Source organism: Halorubrum sp. SP9 (assembly GCF_005435015.1).
Lineage (GTDB): Archaea > Halobacteriota > Halobacteria > Halobacteriales > Haloferacaceae > Halorubrum > Halorubrum sodomense.
Window position 1 is genome coordinate 39,691 of the sequence record NZ_SGXU01000018.1, and the last position, 16,627, is coordinate 56,317.

The 16,627-nt window shown below is 71.0% G+C and carries 17 protein-coding genes, 1 tRNA gene and 1 pseudogene; 8 read left to right on the forward strand and 11 right to left on the reverse strand.

Going from position 1 to position 16,627, the window contains the following annotated elements; translation table 11 throughout:
• The first annotated feature begins 28 nt into the window (after positions 1-28).
• Positions 29-346, forward strand: coding sequence for a hypothetical protein (locus EXE45_RS11305; protein WP_137694406.1), 318 nt, complete (start codon positions 29-31; stop codon positions 344-346).
• Positions 347-462: 116 nt separating this feature from the next.
• On the forward strand, positions 463-2,646 hold the full coding sequence (locus tag EXE45_RS11310; protein WP_137694407.1) for a prolyl oligopeptidase family protein: 2,184 nt from the start codon (positions 463-465) through the stop codon (positions 2,644-2,646).
• A gap of 1 nt (position 2,647) precedes the next feature.
• Here EXE45_RS11310 and EXE45_RS11315 read toward each other — a convergent pair whose 3' ends face one another.
• Together EXE45_RS11315 and msrA are read right to left on the reverse strand one after the other, a co-directional pair.
• Positions 2,648-3,328, reverse strand: coding sequence for a metallophosphoesterase (locus EXE45_RS11315; protein WP_137694408.1), 681 nt, complete (start codon positions 3,326-3,328; stop codon positions 2,648-2,650).
• A 435-nt stretch (positions 3,329-3,763) separates the two neighbouring features.
• Positions 3,764-4,303, reverse strand: a complete 540-nt coding sequence (gene msrA, locus EXE45_RS11320) for a peptide-methionine (S)-S-oxide reductase MsrA (RefSeq protein WP_092921264.1) — start codon at positions 4,301-4,303, stop codon at positions 3,764-3,766.
• Between the two features lie 474 nt (positions 4,304-4,777).
• On the opposite strand from msrA, the gene EXE45_RS11325 reads away from it, so the two are divergent.
• Positions 4,778-5,965, forward strand: coding sequence for a redox-regulated ATPase YchF (locus tag EXE45_RS11325; protein ID WP_092921262.1), 1,188 nt, complete (start codon positions 4,778-4,780; stop codon positions 5,963-5,965).
• A 43-nt stretch (positions 5,966-6,008) separates the two neighbouring features.
• Here EXE45_RS11325 and EXE45_RS11330 read toward each other — a convergent pair whose 3' ends face one another.
• Positions 6,009-6,476 (reverse strand): GNAT family N-acetyltransferase, encoded by a 468-nt coding sequence (locus EXE45_RS11330; RefSeq protein WP_092921261.1) that lies wholly within the window; start codon positions 6,474-6,476, stop codon positions 6,009-6,011.
• A 164-nt stretch (positions 6,477-6,640) separates the two neighbouring features.
• Between EXE45_RS11330 and EXE45_RS11335 the strand changes: the two genes are divergently transcribed.
• A complete protein-coding gene (locus tag EXE45_RS11335; RefSeq protein WP_092921260.1) occupies positions 6,641-7,471 on the forward strand; it encodes an amidohydrolase family protein in 831 nt (276 codons plus the stop codon).
• 82 nt (positions 7,472-7,553) lie between these two features.
• Positions 7,554-8,015 (forward strand): DUF371 domain-containing protein, encoded by a 462-nt coding sequence (locus tag EXE45_RS11340; protein WP_092921259.1) that lies wholly within the window; start codon positions 7,554-7,556, stop codon positions 8,013-8,015.
• A 30-nt stretch (positions 8,016-8,045) separates the two neighbouring features.
• Here EXE45_RS11340 and EXE45_RS11345 read toward each other — a convergent pair whose 3' ends face one another.
• Together EXE45_RS11345 and EXE45_RS11350 are read right to left on the reverse strand one after the other, a co-directional pair.
• Positions 8,046-8,393: a hypothetical protein gene (locus EXE45_RS11345; RefSeq protein WP_137694409.1), complete on the reverse strand. Its 348-nt coding sequence runs from the start codon at positions 8,391-8,393 to the stop codon at positions 8,046-8,048.
• Positions 8,394-8,447: 54 nt separating this feature from the next.
• On the reverse strand, positions 8,448-9,047 hold the full coding sequence (locus EXE45_RS11350) for a CoA pyrophosphatase (protein WP_137694410.1): 600 nt from the start codon (positions 9,045-9,047) through the stop codon (positions 8,448-8,450).
• 523 nt (positions 9,048-9,570) lie between these two features.
• Between EXE45_RS11350 and proS the strand changes: the two genes are divergently transcribed.
• From proS to EXE45_RS11365, 3 genes are all read left to right on the forward strand, one after another.
• Positions 9,571-11,046 carry a proline--tRNA ligase gene (gene proS / locus EXE45_RS11355; protein WP_092921256.1) on the forward strand — a complete coding sequence of 492 codons (1,476 nt, stop codon included), beginning with the start codon at positions 9,571-9,573 and terminating at the stop codon, positions 11,044-11,046.
• Positions 11,047-11,183: 137 nt separating this feature from the next.
• On the forward strand, positions 11,184-12,254 hold the full coding sequence (locus EXE45_RS11360) for a hypothetical protein (RefSeq protein ID WP_137694415.1): 1,071 nt from the start codon (positions 11,184-11,186) through the stop codon (positions 12,252-12,254).
• A 108-nt stretch (positions 12,255-12,362) separates the two neighbouring features.
• A complete protein-coding gene (locus tag EXE45_RS11365; protein ID WP_137694411.1) occupies positions 12,363-13,577 on the forward strand; it encodes a hypothetical protein in 1,215 nt (404 codons plus the stop codon).
• Between the two features lie 39 nt (positions 13,578-13,616).
• Here EXE45_RS11365 and EXE45_RS11370 read toward each other — a convergent pair whose 3' ends face one another.
• From EXE45_RS11370 to EXE45_RS11395, 6 genes and pseudogenes are all read right to left on the reverse strand, one after another.
• Positions 13,617-13,748, reverse strand: a complete 132-nt coding sequence (locus EXE45_RS11370) for a rubrerythrin-like domain-containing protein (protein ID WP_137694416.1) — start codon at positions 13,746-13,748, stop codon at positions 13,617-13,619.
• 173 nt (positions 13,749-13,921) lie between these two features.
• Positions 13,922-13,994, reverse strand: a tRNA-Thr gene (locus EXE45_RS11375).
• Between the two features lie 584 nt (positions 13,995-14,578).
• Positions 14,579-14,968, reverse strand: a complete 390-nt coding sequence (locus EXE45_RS11380; RefSeq protein ID WP_137694412.1) for a peptide ABC transporter ATP-binding protein — start codon at positions 14,966-14,968, stop codon at positions 14,579-14,581.
• Complete coding sequence (locus EXE45_RS11385; RefSeq protein WP_092921252.1) at positions 14,955-15,176, reverse strand: hypothetical protein; 222 nt, start codon at positions 15,174-15,176, stop codon at positions 14,955-14,957. The genes EXE45_RS11380 and EXE45_RS11385 overlap by 14 nt, the downstream gene beginning before the upstream one ends.
• Before the next feature lie 83 nt (positions 15,177-15,259).
• The gene (locus EXE45_RS11390; protein WP_092921251.1) at positions 15,260-16,255 is read right to left on the reverse strand and encodes a class I SAM-dependent methyltransferase family protein; all 996 of its coding nucleotides are present in this window, start codon (positions 16,253-16,255) and stop codon (positions 15,260-15,262) included.
• Positions 16,256-16,322: 67 nt separating this feature from the next.
• Positions 16,323-16,627: pseudogene (locus EXE45_RS11395) on the reverse strand (corrinoid ABC transporter AT-binding protein); the annotation flags it as partial.

Consider the following 16,627-nt stretch of genomic DNA (forward strand, 5'->3'; position numbering starts at 1 on the left):
ATGCCTTCGCACCGCGTTCGGTCGGCCAGTGCCCTCTCGTCTCGCCCTCGCCGTCGGTCTCCTGATCGCCGGGGCCGCCGCGGACATCGGAACGACGTACGTCGCGCTCTCCGGCAGCGAGTACGTCGAGGGCTCGCCGGTCGGTCGCCTGTTCATCGCCCGGTTCGGGCTCTTCGGCGGGATGCTCCTCACGAAGGTCGTCGGGATGGCCGTCATCGGCGTTCCGGTCGCGGTCGCCGGCGGCACGCGGCGGTTCGTCGCGACCTTGATGTGCGCGGGCGTCGGCGCCCTCTCGCTCGCGGTCGCCGCGCGGAACCTGCTGTTCGTCGCGGGCCTGTGGGCGTGAGGCTCCCGGTCGGCCCTCGACCGTAACCGCCGCCTCGTCGCCCGCGAGACCGGCGGATCAGCGGTCTCGGCCGCCGCGACCCCAGCGGTTTTGCGTCGCCGGCGACACCGGTCCGTATGTCACGCGAATCCGTTCCGGCCCGCTCTCCGCCGGAGACGAAGCGAGAGGTCGTCACGGAGACGCTTCACGGAGTCGACGTCGACGACCCGTACCGGTGGCTCGAAGGCGACGGCGCGGCGGTCGACGACTGGGTCGACGCGCAGAACGCCCACGTCGACGCCGTCCTTGACGACGGGCTCCGGGACCGGCTTCGCCCGCGCTTCGAGGACCTCGTCGAGGTGGCCGACTACGGCCCGATAACCGTTCGCGAGGGGCGGTACTTCGCGACGGTCCGCGAACCGGGGGACGACCACGCCCGCCTCGTGGTCCGCGACGCGCCCGACGGCGCGGACCGGCTCCTCGTCGACCCGAACGCGTGGCCGGCGAACCGCGACGACGACCGCGAGCCGCGCTCGATGGCGTGGTACGTCCCGTCCCACGACGGCGAGCGCGTCGCCGTCGGCGTCACCGAGGGCGGCGACGAGAACTACGACGTGCGCGTCCTCTCGGTGCCCGACCCGAGCGAAGCGGGGTCGACCGCCGACGCCGACGACCCCGAGGCCGCGGGGGACGACGGCTACGGCCCGGGCGTCGAGGAGGTCGCCGTCCTCCCCGAGCGCGGCCGCGTCGACGCGGGGAGCCTCGCGTGGGCGGCCGACGGCGAGGGGTTCGTCTACGTCGCCACCGGTGGCGCGGCCGACGGCGCGCAGATGGACAAGGAGATCCGGCGTTTCCGGCTCGCGGACGGTCCCGAGGCGGAGACGGTCCTGCTCGAACACGACGATCAGCACGTCTGGCCGCGGGTCACGGTCGACCCCGACTCGGGGCTGCTCGCGGTCGCCTTCTCCGAGATGGTCGGCGGCACCGAGTGGTACGTCCACGTCGACGGGGAGCTCAGACCGGTCCTGACCGACACCGACGCCGAGACGTCGGTCCAGTTCCACGGGGGAACGGCGTTCGTCTCGACCGACCACGGCGCGCCGCGGCGCCGGCTGCTCGCCTGCTCCGTCGACCGCTTCCGCGAGGGCGACCTCTCGTTCGAGGAGTGCCGGGAGGTCCTCCCCGGCGGCGAGGGGATCATCCAGTCGGTCGTGCCGACCCCCGAGCGCCTCCTCGTCCACCGGCAGCGCGACGCGCACTCGCGGCTCTCCGTCCACGACCGCGACGGGACGCACCGTCGCGACGTGTCGCTGCCGTCGTACTGCTCCGTCACGTGGGTCTCCGGGGCACGCGACGCGCCGGAGGCGTTCTTCGGGCTCACCGGCTTCGACCGGCCCCCGGCGGTCCGCGGGCTCGACCTCGACGACGGCGGTGAAGACACCGAAGCCGGGCCGACCGCGATCGATTCGGTCGACCTCTCCGTCCCCGACGACCTCGTCGTCGAACAGCGGTTCGTGGACTCGACGGACGGCGCCGAGGTCCCGGTCTTCGTCTGTTACCGCGAGGACGTCGCCGTCGACGGCCCGCGCCCGACGCTCCTGTACGGCTACGGCGGGTTCCGGAACAGCGTCACGCCCTCGTTCGGCCGGTTCCGGCTGCCGTTCCTCGCGGACGGCGGCGCGTTCGCGGCGGTGTGCGCCCGCGGCGGGTACGAGTACGGCGAGCCGTGGCACGAGGCCGGCATGCTGGCCGAAAAACAGCACACCTTCGACGACTTCGTCGCGGCCGGGGAGGGTCTCTGCGAGTCCGAACTGACCGACACGGACCACCTGGCGGTCGCCGGCGGGTCGAACGGCGGGCTCTCGGTCGGCGCGGTCGTCACCCAGCGCCCGGACCTGTGGGCGGCCGCGCAGTGCGCGGTCCCGCTGCTGGACATGCTCCGGTTCCACCGCTTCCTGCTCGGCGAGTCGTGGACGACGGAGTACGGCCACCCGGAGGACCCGGCGGCGTTCGAGTACCTCCGGGCGTACTCCCCGTACCACAACGTCGACCCCGACGCGACCCATCCGCCCGTCTACTTCACCACGGCCGCGAGCGACACGCGCGTCCACCCCTCGCACGCCCGGAAGATGACCGCGCGGCTCCAGAACGAGGCCGCGGGCGGCCCGTTCCTGTTGCGGACGAAGTCGGCCACCGGCCACGGCGTCGGCAAGCCCGCCTCGATGGTCGTCGACGAGCAGACGGACTCGTGGGCGTTCTGCTACGAGCAGTTAGGGATCGAGCCCGGGGCCGACGACCGCGACGCCGCGAACGCCGAGTGACTCACTTCCCCTCGTAGAGCCGCTCCGCGGTCGTTTCCGGGAGATCGGCCTCGCGGACCGCCTCGGCGACGCGGTCGACGTCGTACTCCACGCGGTGCGTCTCGACCGCGTCGACTCCCTCGGCCGTCGTGTCGAGGACCGCGTACCCGGCCCGGGGGTCGCCGTCGCGCGGCTGGCCGACGCTGCCGGGGTTACACACGAAGCCGCCGGCCACCTCGCGGCACCCCTGAACGTGGGTGTGGCCGAGGACGATGCCGGCGTACTCGCCCATGTGGCGGTCGAGGGTCGGGAACTCCTCCGGGTAGACGTAGGCGTCCTCGCGCTCGGCGGCGGGGTGCGAGTGGACGAGCAGGTACCGGTCGCCCGCGAACGTCTCCGCTCGCGGGAGGTCGCCGATCCACTCGCGCTGGTCGTCCGAGAGGGACGCCTTCGCGTGTTCGAGGCCCGCCTCGGCCATCCGGTTGGCGCCGTAGCGCTCCGGGGTCTCGACGGTGCGGTCGTGGTTCCCCCGGACCGTCGCGGCCGCGACCTCGCGCACGCGTTCGACGCACTCGGCCGGCCACGGGTTGTAACCGACCACGTCGCCAGCGCAGTAGATCCGGTCGACCGCGGGCATGTCGTCGAGCACCGTCTCCAGCGCGGGGAGGTTCGCGTGAACGTCCGAGATGAGGCCGATCTTCATCGCGAGGGGATTCGATCGGCGGCAGGGAATAGGTTGCGGCGGGAGGGTGTTGTGGGACGGGTGGCGGGGTCGTGGGGTTCCGAGAGGGGTTTAAATAGGCATTCGCGGTGGCGTGTGCCTCCGAGTGGCCGCCAAAGGCGGCCGCGAGGAGCGCGCGCGAGGGAGTCGGCCGACCGAAGCGAAGCGGAGGGAGGCCGACGAGGCTGGGGAGGTGAGAGGTGCGTTGCCGTGCTGTGCGGGTGGGAATCGAAGGGGCAGTCGTGCGGGCGTCGCAGGCGACGTAAGCACTGGAGGGAGTGAGCGAAGCGAACGACCGAAGCGCGCAGCGAGCGTGCGACGCCCTCACGACTGGGGCTTTGGCGGTGTTCCCCGTCGATCTGCGTTCAACTGCTATAAACAAACGAATGAGGCTTCGGCGGTGGTCCGTATCGATCCTTACGCCTTCACCTTCTCGCGGAAGCGCTCGCGGACCTTCTCCACCTTCGGCTGCGCGTGCATCGTACAGTAGGCGTCGGCCGGGTTCTTCTCGAAGTAGTCCTGGTGTTTCTCCTCGGCCCGGTAGAACGTCTCCAGCGGCTCGACCTCGGTGACGACCTCGTCGTCGTAGCCGCCCTCCTCGTCGAGCGCCGCGACGTACTCCTCGGCGAGCCGACGCTGCTCGTCGTCGTGGTAGAGCACGATCGACCGGTACTGGCTGCCAACGTCCGGCCCCTGCCGGTTCAACTGCGTCGGGTCGTGGACGGTGAAGAACACCTCGAGGATCTCCTCGTACGACAGGGCGTCGGCGTCGTACTCGACCTGAACCACCTCCGCGTGGCCGGTGTTGCCGGTACACACCTCGCGGTAGCCCGGGTCGTCGGCGTGGCCGCCGGCGTAGCCGGAGGTGACGCGCTCGACGCCGTCGAGTTCCTTGAACGCCGCCTCGACGCACCAGAAGCAGCCGCCGCCGACCGTCGCGGTCTCGGTGTCCGTCATGCTCACTCGTTGGCGGCGCAGACGTATTAATCACGCGCGGCCGGAACCGAGAGCGAAGATGCCGCCGGGCGTCTATCGCCATTAAGCGCCCTGTGGCGAACACCACCGGATCCCCTGTGGCGAGTCCTCGCCACTGCCCCTTCGAGTCCCGCCCGGCACGGCACCGCGACCTCACACCTCCGAGGCCCCGTCGCTCGCTGCCCGCGGTTTCACCGCTCGCGATCGGGGTGCTCGCTTCGCTCGCACCTCGCACCGCTCGCGACTCCAGCGAGAGTCTTCGAGCTCTCGCCGGCACGCGCCGGACGGGCACTCACCGGCACGCGCCGGTCGGGCGCTCACCGGCACGCGCCGGTCGGGCGCTCACCGGCACGCGCCGCCACGGGGTCTCGATCGGTTGTCGTCTTGTCCTCGAGTCTCGCTCACGTCGCTCCGTTCGACCGAAAGGCGCTTTTCGCGGGGCCGCGACCGTCGGGTATGCTCACGGTCGCGCTCGCGGGCAAGCCGAACGCCGGCAAGTCCACATTTTATACCGCCGCTACGATGGCCGACGTCGACGTCGCGAACTACCCGTTCACGACCATCGACGCCAACCGCGGGGTGACCCACGTCCGCACCGAGTGTCCGTGTCTCGACCGCGACGAACGCTGTGGCAACGAGAACTGCCGCGACGGGACGCGCTACGTCCCGATCGAACTGCTCGACGTCGCCGGGCTCGTGCCGGGCGCGCACGAGGGAAAGGGGCTCGGCAACCAGTTCCTCGACGAGCTGACGAACGCGGACGCGGTGTTGAACGTCGTCGACGCCTCGGGCGCCACGAACGCCGAGGGCGACCCCGTCGAGGTGGGGAGCCACGATCCGCTCGACGACGTGGACTTCATCGAGGAGGAGATGGACCTGTGGCTCGCGGGCATCGTCGACGGTAACTGGGAGGGCGTCGAGCGGAAGTCCCGGGCGCCCGACTTCGACCTGGAGGCCGCGCTCTCGGAGATGCTCACCGGGTTCGGCGCGACCGAGGGCGACGTGGCCGCCGTCCTCCGCGGGCTGGAGTACCCCGACGACCCGAAGGCCTGGACCGACGACGACCGCGAGGCCCTCGCGCGGGCGGTCCGCCGCCGCACCAAGCCGATCGTCGTCGTCGCGAACAAGGTCGACGCGGCGCCGGCGGGTGCGGTCGACCGGATCCGCGAGGGGACCGACAAGCCCGTGATCCCCGCGACCGCCGACGGCGAACTGGCCCTGCGGCGGGCCGCGGAGGCGGGCGTGGTCGACTACGACCCGGGCGACGAGTCGTTCGAGATCGTCGGAGACGTCTCCGACGACCAGCGCGCCGGCCTCGACGCGCTCCGCGGGTCGATGGACGAACACGGCGGGACGGGGGTTCAGACGGCGCTGAACGCGGCCGTCTACGACCTGCTCGACCGGATCACGGCCTACCCGGTCCAGGACGCCGGCAAGTGGACGGACGGGACGGGAAACGTGCTCCCGGACGCCTTCCTCCTGCCCGCGGGGTCGACCCCGCCCGACCTCGCGTACGCGGTCCACTCCGACATCGGCGAGGGGTACCTCCACGCGGTCGACGCGCGCGCCTCGCGCCGGATCGGCGAGGACCACGAGCTGACCGAGGGCGACGTGATCAAGATCGTCTCGACCGCGGGGCCGTGATCGGAGACCGGAGCGGCGACCGTCGTCGACGCGCTCCCTCGACTCACTCCAGGGGCCGCGCGTACGTCACCTGTTTGGGCTCGAACCCCGCGTCGCGGTAGAACCGTCGCGCGCCGTCGTTGTGCCACTCGCACGAGACCGTGAGGTAGTCGCGGTCCTCGTCGCGAGCCATCGCCTCCACCCGTTCCACGACCGCCGTGCCGTACCCACGGTTTCGGTGTTCCGCGTCGATTTCGACGTTCACGATGCTGAGGTATCTGGACCGCTTTCGGGAGGGACGACTGCCGGTTTCGAGGGTGACGAACCCGACGGTCTCGCCGTCGACGACGACGAGGTAGTCGGTTATCGACGGGTCTTCGAGGTGCGCGCGAAAGCCGTCGTCCGGAACGTCCGTCGCGTCCTCGTAGACGATCTCGTTCAGCTCCGAGTACGGCTCCATCGCCGTCGCGAGGCCGAACCATCGGTCGACGAGGGCGCCGAGGTCGTTCTCGGTCGCTTCGACGAGTTCCATATCGCCCCACGACGGCAGACGACCTTCAGTTTTCGTGCGCCGTGGGCCGTCGTCACATCCGAGAGGGGTGTCGAGTCGCGCTCGCAGCCGGGAGGGCGGGGCGACCCGCCGTGCGACCGACAGGCACATGCGGGTCGCCCGAGACGGGACGGTAGAGAGCCGCCATGCTCGGGCTCGAACACGACTTCCGGATCGTCGACACCCGCGCGACTCTCGACCCCGACGAGTCGTCGGTCGCCACCCACGGGCGGGACATCTCCCCGGAGCGACTGGAACGCGAGATGCTCCAGGCGGGGATCGTCCGCGCCGTGGCGAGCCCCGGCCAGCGCGCCGCCGGACGGAGCTACCTCCGCGCGAACAACGCCGTCGCCCGGCTGGCGATCGACCGCCCGTTCGTCGCGTTCGCCCGCCTCAACGGTCCCCGCGACCCGGGTACCGGCCCGGTGTCGGCCGTCCGGAACCTCCGCGCCGAGCGCGACGACCACCACACCCGACCGGACGACGTCGAGCAGTACTCCTACGACGACCGCTTCCACGGCTTCACGCTGGCGCCCCACGTCGACGGGCTCCCGGACGAGGACGTGCTCCGGCGGCTGGAGGACGCCGACCTCCCCCTCTTCGTCCACGCGGGGCGGGAGTTCCCGCCCGAGGCGGTCGAGACGGAGCTGCTCGGCTACGACCTCCCGGTCGTCCTCGGGAGCTTCGGCGGGTACCCGCTGGACGCCGAGCTGATGAATCGGACGCTGGACCTACTGGACGAACACGACCGACTGTACGTCGACACGAGCGCGGTCCGGTACCGCGAGGTGCTGGAACGCGGCGTGTTGGAACACCCCGACCGCGTCCTCTTCGGCTCCGGCGCGCCCGACGTCCACCCCAACGTCGGCGTGATGGAGGTGCTCACCCTCGACGTCTCCGAGGACCTGATGGCCCGGGTGCTGGCGAAGAACCCCGCCCGCCTCGTCCCCGCGCTCGCCGAGGGCGCCGACGTCTGAGGCGGTGGGAGCCGACGGCTCCGGCACCGGTCCGCGCCGCCGAAGCGACGGCCACTTGTCGCGCGCGCCGGATTTTACGGTAATGAGCGACGACGCCGACGACCCCCTCGTGGAGGTGATCCGCGCGGTCGGCCACGAGAACGTGACCGCCGAGCACGCGAGCACGTTCGAACTCACGACCGACGACTGGCTCACGCCCGCCGGCGACTGTATCGTCGGCGTGGAGGCCGACCGAACCCCGCGGGACTTCTCCGCCGCGTTCCGGGAGGCGTGCCGGGACGCGGACGCGACGATCGAGGCGACGCTCGTCGTCGACGCGGGCGACGAGACGTACGCGGAAACGGTCACCGGGCGCGGCCACCCCGACCTCGCCCTGCTCGACGACCGCTCGATGGTGGGGCGCACGAGCGAGTACACCGACGACGAGCGGACGGTCCTCGTCGACGGGGACGCGGCCGCGGCCGATCTCGACCGCGACCTCGTGGCCGCGCTGGCCGACGAGGCCGAGCTGACGCTCCGACTGGCGGTCGAGCCCGCCGAGTGAACGGCCGTCCGGGAGCCGCGGGCCGCGCGGTCAGGACCGGTCGGCGGCGTCGATGAGGTCGAGGACGGGAAACGGCTCGGTCCAGTCGAACGAGGCGAAGATAGCCTCGTAGCGGGCCGAGGGCAACACGAACACGACGACGTTCTCGAAGAAGAGCGTCTGGGCCTCGAACGACTCGTCTATGAGCTGCTTGAACTCGTCGCCGGTGACCTGGTTCGCCATGATCAGCCGGTACGCGGACTCCAGGTCCCGGTCGGAGTACCGCGACTCGAGGTCGTCCCGGACGTACTCGACGGTGAAATCGAGGGACCCGAGGTGGGCTATCACCCGGGCCTCCGCGCCGTCGACGGCGCGGAGGCTTTCGACGAGGTCGACCATGCCGATGGATTTTGCTCCCGTGTGGTAAAAGTACCCATCCGGAGCTAACGACCCTCAAATCGGCAGTTCCGCGTCTGCCCCGATGACGCGGTCCGGCTCCTCGGGGGCACGCCAGTCGGTGGTTCGCTCCAGCAGTTGGACGACCATCCGCCCCGTCACGCCCCAGACGGTGTAGCCGTCGACGTGGAAGTAGTGGACGCGGTGATCGCCGTACTCAGGGTGGCCGACCCGCCGCTCCGACTCGTAGTTGTCGGGGTTGGTGAGGGCGTCGACGGGAAGCACCGCCACCTCCGCGACCTCCGACTCGTCGGGGACGTACTCGCGGTCGGACGCGACGCCGACGAACGGCCGGACCGAGTACTTGCTCGACGTGCGCGTGTCGTCGAGACGGCCGATCACGTCCACCTCGTTCGCCCGCATTCCGACCTCCTCGTCGGCTTCGCGGAGCGCGGTGTCCGTCAGCGTCCGATCGATCGGCTCTCGGCCGCCGCCGGGGAAGCTCATCTGGCCGGGGTGTTCGCCGAGGTGCGCGGCGCGCTTGGTGAACAGCAGGTGGGCGTCGCCGCCGCGCTCGATGACGGGCGCCAGCACCGCCGCCTCTCGCCGCCCGGCGAGCGACCGCGGCGTGTGTCGGCGCAGCCCCGACAGGTCCATGGGCGAGGTAGGCGACGCGAGGCGGTTAACGTTTCCCCGGCGACGGTATCGGTGGACGTGAACGTGTCACGCGTTCGGGCGGATTCCGGACGCGACGGTCCGACGGGCGTCCGGGGAGGGGCTCCGGCGACCCGTCGTTCCCCATTGCCCCGGTCACACCGCGAGCGCCTGCTGGACGATCGTCGCCGCGAACGCCGACAGCACGAGGGCCGCTGCGATGAGTAGGACGGTCCGTTTCGTCGGGAACCTCATGCGTCGACCCACGGGTGGGACGGACAAGTACCCCGACGACCGTTCACACCGGATTTCGCTCGTTTTACGCCGAAATCGGGCCTTACCGGCGATATTTATGAGGAGTAATCGGAGCCAACCGAAGCGGGCGGCGCGCCGGGAGGACGACCGGTCCGACCGGGACCGCCGACGCGATGCGTCCGCGAGCGAGAGCGGGGCGCGCATGGCCGCCGCCCCGACGCGGCGGTCGGGTTCGGACCTTTTAAGCCCGCGACACCCGCTTTCGAGAGTAATGAGCGACGACGACCAAGAGCTCGGCATCACCGAGTCCAAGACGCACAACACCGGCGAGTGGTACGCCGAGGTCGTACGGAAGGCGGGGCTAGCCGACTACGGACCGGAGGGCATGAGCGGCTTCATCGTCACCCGCCCGCGAGCGTACGCCGTCTGGGAGCGGCTCCAGGGGTTCCTCGACGCGAAGTTCAAGGAGACCGGAGTCCAGAACGCCTACTTCCCGCTGTTCATTCCCGAGTCGTACCTCGAACGGGAGAAGGACATCGTGGAGGGGTTCGACCCCGAGGTGGCGTGGGTCGAGGAGGCGGGGAACAAGGAGCTCGAGGAGCGCCTCGCCGTCCGGCCCACCTCCGAGTCGATCATCACCCCGTACATCAGCCAGTGGGTGCGGAGCCACCGGGACCTCCCGCTGCGCGTGAACCAGTGGTGTTCCGTCGTCCGGTGGGAGGCGACCGAGACGAAGCCGTTCTTCCGCACGAAGGAGTTCCTCTGGCAGGAGGGCCACACCGCGCACGCGACCAGCGAGGACGCGTGGGACGAGACGCTGACGCGGCTCGACCAGTACGAGTCCGTCTACGAGGACCTGCTGGCGCTCCCGGTCCTCAAGGGACAGAAGCCCGACCACGACAAGTTCCCCGGCGCGGACACCACGACGACCGTCGAGGCGCTGATGCCCGACGGGAAGTCGGTCCAGGCGGGCACCTCCCACCACCTCGGACAGTCGTTCGCGGAGGCGTTCGACATCACCTACTCCGACGAGGACGAGGAGGAGCGGACCGCACACACCACCTCGTGGGGGCTCTCGTGGCGGGCGCTCGGCGCGCTGATCATGACCCACTCCGACGAGCAGGGGCTCGTCCTCCCGCACACGGTCGCGCCCACGCAGGTCGTCGTCGTCCCCATCTGGCAGGAGGACACGAAAGACGACGTGCTGGAGTACGCCGAGGGCGTGGCCGAGGACCTCGACGAGGCCGGGATCCGCGTCGAGCTCGACGACCGCGACGAGCGCAACCCCGGGTTCAAGTTCAACGAACACGAGCTGAACGGCGTCCCGCTCCGGATCGAAATCGGGCCCCACGAGGTCGACGACGGGGAGCTCACCCTCGTTCACCGCCCCGACGGCGAGACGATCGAGGTCGACCGCGACGGCGTCGCAGACGCCGTCCGCGACGGGTTCGACGAGATCTACGCCAAGCTGTACGCGACCGCCGAGGAGACCCTCGACGACGGCGTGCGCGAGGCCGACGACCGCGCCGAGATCCTCGGGACGCTCGGCCAGCACGGCGGCTACGTGAAGGCGCCGTGGTGCGGCGACGAGGCCTGTGAGGAACCGATCAAGGAGCCGCTGGCCGCCGAGATCGTGATGGTCCCCTTCGAGGACGACGACCCGCTCGTCGACGGTGACGGCGACGAGACGTGCGCGATGTGCGACGACGACGCCGAGCGGACCGCGTACTTCGCGAAGACGTACTGACGCGAGACGAGGGGGATCCCGCGGCGACGCACGTTTCCGAATATCACCCCGTCCCCGTCACGTCCCCCGATTAATCCGCGTTGATCCGGCTTAACGGAGTTCCGGATATATAGGTGAGGGACGCGTACGGACTGGTGATGAACCGATGGATCGCGAGTCTCCTCGCGGCGGCCGTCGCCGCGGCGGTGATCGCCGGCGCCGTCGCCGGCGCACCGGCGGGAACGGTGACCGCACAGCTCGACCCGACGACGACGAACGGGAGCGGCGCGAACGCCTCGCTCGACCTCAGTCCCGGTGAGCGTCTCGCCGGCGTCGTCGGGGTTCAGGGCGCCGAAATCGAGGGAGAAGTCGAGTCGCGCGCCTTCGAGGTGGCGCTCAGACGGTCCGAGACCAACGAGAGCCGCGCCGACGTCGTCGCGGACCGGCTGAACCGGACCGAAGAGCGCCTCGCGGAGCTGGAGCAGCGGCAGCAGGAGCTCCGCGAGCGGCGCGAGGCCGGCGAGCTGAGCCGGGGCGAGTACGCCGCCCGGATGGCGAGGACGACCGCGCGGATCGAGACGCTCGCCCGCGCGCTGAATCGGAGCGCGAGCGTCGTCGCGTCGCTCCCGGCCGCCGTCCGGGACGAGCGCGGCGTCGACCCCGAGCGGTTGGCGGCGCTACGAGAGCGCGCGAACGAGCTCAGCGGCCCCGAGGTCGCCGCAATCGCCCGCAGCGTTGCCGGCGGGGGTGTCGGGGGGCCGATCGGACCCGGACGGCGCGGGCCACCCGGCAACGGAACCGATCGCGGACCGCCGGGCGACGCCGGCCCACCCGAGAACGGCTCGTCCGGGGGTGGCCCCGGGAACGGATCGGTCGGACCGCCGGGAGCCGGAGCAGCCGGTACGCCCAGCGCCGGTTCGGGAAACGGGTCGACGGGACCGTCGGAGACGGGCCCCGGGAACGGATCGAGCGGCGTCCCCGGACCGAACGGTCCCGCCGGAGAGAGTGCCGAAAACGGCTCGGAGACCGATACCGCGGACGGCTCCGACTCGTCTGACCCGCCCGGAAACGGTACCGCGACCGACGACGATTCCGGAAACGCGTCGACGGGCGCCCCGCCCGACTCCGGAGACGACGCCGACGGGGAGACCGGTTCGGGCGGTCCGGCCGGTGACCGTTCCGAGGGGAACGGCTCGAACGGCGACGCCGGGCCGCGACTCGGTGGGTGAGCGATGCCGCGCGGTGGGCTCGGAACGCGGCGCAGTTCGACCCGCGCCGGGGTATCGGAGCCGTCGCGGATGGGAAGGAATTTATCGGCTCTCCGCGTGACGTGATCCGTGCAGCGAGCGTCGGTTCTCCTCGTCGTCGTCGCCCTCCTCGGAGTCGCCGGTCTCGCGCTCGGTGCCGGCGGCGCGGGCGCGGTCCCGTTCGAGGGCGGCTTCGCGCAGATGGACGTCGAACCGGACGACGTGTCGCTGGCGGTCGCGGTCCAACCGGACGGCGACGCGCAGTGGACCGTGGAGTACCGGATCCGACTCGCAACCGACGAGGAGGAACGGGCGTTCGAGGGACTCCGCGCGGACGTCGAGAGCGACACCGACGCGTACACGAGCCGCTTCCGCGAGCGGATGGTCTCGACCGCGGCGACCGCCGAGTCGGCGACGGGCCGAAACATGACGGTGTCGAACGTGACCGTGACCGCCGAGCGCCGCGAGCTCCCCCAGGCGTACGGCGTGTTGACCTATCGGTTCGAGTGGACGAACTTCGCCGCCGTCGACGGCGACCGACTCCGGGTCGGCGACGCGGTCGGCGGGCTGTTCTTAGACGGCTCCTCGTCGCTCATCGTCTCGTGGCCCGAGGGGTACCGCCTGGAAGAGACGACGCCGGACCCGGACGAGGTGCGCGAGCAGTCCGTCGTCTGGAACGGCCCGGTCGACTTCTCGGCCGGGCAGCCGCGGCTCACGGTCGCCCCCGCGGGCCCGCTCTCCGGGCTGCCGACCGCCGGAGCGGTCGCGCTCTTCGGCCTGCTCGTCGTCGCCGGGGGGGCCGTCGCGTATCGTCGGCGGGGCGACGAGGACGACGCGGGCGCGGGAGTCGTCGCGGCCGGGAGCGAAGAGACGGCGACCGAGAGCGAGGCGACCGCGGGCGAGGCGGCGGACGCGGCGACCGTCGGCGCGGCCGCGAGCGACGGGTCGGAGCGCGACGGCGGCGACGCGGACGGCGGCGAATCGGAGCGCGGGTCGGCCGAGACGCCGCCCGTCGACAGCGACCTGTTGAGCAACGAGGAACAGGTGCTTCGGCTGATCGAGTCGCGGGGCGGGCGGATGAAACAGAAGCGGGTGGCCGAGGAGTTGGACTGGACCGCCGCGAAGACGAGCCAGGTGGTGACCGGACTCCGCGACGAGGGCGACCTCGACGGGTTCCGACTGGGCCGCGAGAACGTCCTCTCGCTCCCCGGCTACGACCCCGAGGCGGACGCGGGCGACGGCGAGGGAGCCGAGAGAGACTCCGACGACGGGAGCGACGAGGCCGACGCTACCGGGGACAACTGACCGGACCGACGACCGTCCGAGGTCGGTCGAGTCCGCCGGTCACAGGTCCCGCGAGCGCCCGAGATGGTGGAGTTCACCCCCGCATTCGCACTCGCCCGGCGAGCCGGTCCGACGACCGCATTCGAAACACTCGTACACTTCTTCGCCGTCACAGTCGTATTTTGGTCGCATATATCTACACACGCTCCCGTGGTAGATAATCACATTCCTAATATTATTTGGATAATATAAATACTATATCGAGTTCCGGTGACCGAACGATCGGACGTAGTCGATCGGGGGAAGACGGGAGTGCGACGGCGCCCGAGTCGAGGCTCCTCGGTTCGGCGGCGGTCGGTGAAAAGAGCCGGAGGAGGGATTTGAACCCTCGACCTATTCCTTACGAAGGAATCGCTCTGCCAGCTGAGCTACTCCGGCACGCATGCTTCAATTCCCGGACGGAAAAATAAGGGTTCCGAAACGGTGACGGAGCGGCGATTCGGCGCCTCCAGTCGCTTGCTAGAACCGGTGAATTATTCCGATATTAATCGGACATACGTCTCTGATACTCTCGAATACTACCATGGGACACACAAGAAATCGGGAGACAACACAACTATATAAGGAAAAAGACTAAATACGTGTTTGGACTTCAATCTGAGCGTGATGACACCGCCCGCGTGCCGAGACGGCGGGGATCGAATCCCTCGGCGGTGCGTGCCCGGTCAAAGCCCGTGCCGGGCGGCGAAGGTCCCGCCGGTCGTCACCCCCACGGCGACTCGGCGCGGCCGTCATCCCGATCGGCGTTCCGTCGCGGCTACCGTGTGAAACGCGTCTCCGACGCGCCAAGCGCAGAATCGCCTCTGGTCCGAGACCGCCGCCGCGACCGCTTGTCATGTGACGGGCCACGGCCGCGCCGCCCCGACCCCCCTCGGGCGGCGCGGCGTTCTCGCTGTCTCGACGCCTCCTCGCGAGCGGCCGGACCGCTCGGCGCATCCGAGCGTCGGCGCGCGAGACGCGAACTACGCGAACAGCCGCCGCGTCCGGCTCACCGCCGCGGAGAGGCCGCCGTAGCCGGCGCCGACGAGCCCCGCGAGCCGGACCTCGGCGGGCGCGACGCCGAGGCGGTGAGAGAGCGGACCGGGGCGCGCGTCAGCGCCCGCCACCGCAACCGTTCGGCCGCGGACCCTGACCTCGGCGGTGAGCCCGCCGCGAACCAGCTCCGCGACCGCGAGGTTCGAGACGGATTCGTCCGGGAGTCGCCGGGCGATGCGGAGGGCGTCGCGAGCGCTGTCGACCTCGACGAACACCCGGCGGTCCGTCGCGTGGACTTCGGCCTCCGCCCCGCCCGTCGACAGCGTCAGGTCCTCGGTCTCGACCGTGAGCCGCCGCCCCGACTCACTCCCGCTCACTCGTGGTGACCCGGACCCCGCCGTCGATGCGCCACTCGGCGTGTTCGGCGTCGTCGCCCGTGCCGCTCGGCACCTCGACGGTCATGTCCTCGAACTGGTAGTGTATCTCCGCGTCCCGTCCGGTCAGTCGGTCGTACAGTCCGATCGCCAGCTCCGGCCAGGTGGTCGTCTCGTCGATGCGCTCCTCGGGGTCTGCGGCGTCGCTCATGCCATGAGACGTTAGTGAGCATCACTCATAAGTTACTCCCCTGACGTGTCTGTCCGAGCGCCCCCGGGCGCCCGGCGGCGGGCTCAGTCGTCGACGCGCGTCAGCCGGACGTCGAGACAGACGTTGTACTCGTGAGGGGCGTACGACCTGACGACGCGCTCGGTCTCGACGTCGACGGCGTAGGCGTCGCCCGCGGCCGCCTCGATCGCGCGCCGGCCCGGGCCGAACGGGTCGTCCTCGTGTTGGATGTCGTAGTAGTGGACCGCGCAGTCGTCGCCCGCGAGCGCGACCGCGGCCTCCAGGAACTCCTCGGCGGAGTGCGGGAGGTTCATCACCAGGCGGTCTGCGGTCCCGGCGTGCGAGTCCGCGAGGTCGCGGGCGTCGCCGGCGATCGCGGTGACGCGGTCCGCGACGCCGTTGCGCTCGGCGTTCTCGCGGAGGTACTCGACCGCGCGCTCGTTGAGGTCGCAGGCGACCACGTCGGCGCCGCGGGACGCCAACGGGATCGCGTAGGGCCCCACGCCGGCGAACATGTCGACCGCCGACTCCCCCGATTCGACCTGCTCGACCACGCGGTGGCGCTCGGTCGCGAGCCGCGGCGAGAAGTAGACCGCCGCGACGTCGAGCGCGAACTCGTGGCCGTACTCGCGGTGGACGGTCTCGGTCCCGTTCCCGGCCAGCACGTCCCACTCGCGGACCCGGAGTTCGCCCTCGATCGGCGACGCGCGGTTGAGGACGGTCTCGCAGGGGAGGTCGGCCGCCATCACGGCGTCGGCTATCTCGCGGGCGCGCTCGTCGTCGTCCTCGTCGATTATGACGATACCCCCCAGCCGTTCGAGCGAGGGCTCGTAGCCGAGGATCTCCGCGGGCGCCGTGGGGCGGTCCCGCGCCGCCGCGTCGCGGGCGACGATCCGGTCCGCGAGGTCGGCGGGGACTCGGTCGCGGCCGACCACGGGGATGTATATCGTGTCGTCGTCGACCGCGATCTGGTGGTCGCCGTCGAGGGCGTCGGCGTCGGCGAGCCGGCTCCGAACGGTCTCGCCGCGCTCGCGGGCGACGGCGACGCAGGGAACGCTCATCGTCGGACGGAGGGGGGCGAGCGAATAAACGGTGACGCTTCGCGGATGGCGCGCGGAACTCGGCGGGTCACCCTCGGTCCGCGGTCGCGGCCGCGGCCCCGACCGCGTCGAGCAGTTTCGCGTCGTCGACGTCCGCCGGAACGGGAACGAGGCGGTCCGCGGCCGCCGCTACGTCCGCGTTCGGGCCGCCCGCCTTCGGGCCGCCCGCGATCACGGACTCGCCCCCGGCGGTCCCGACCGCGAGCGTCGCGTCCGCCTCGGCGGCGAGGTCGCGGGCCGCGGCAGTCGTCTCCGGGGTCGGTCCCTCGAACGGCGGCGCCGTCACCGCCGTCGCGCCCGCGTCCGCGGCGGCGCCGGCGGCCGCATCGCCCC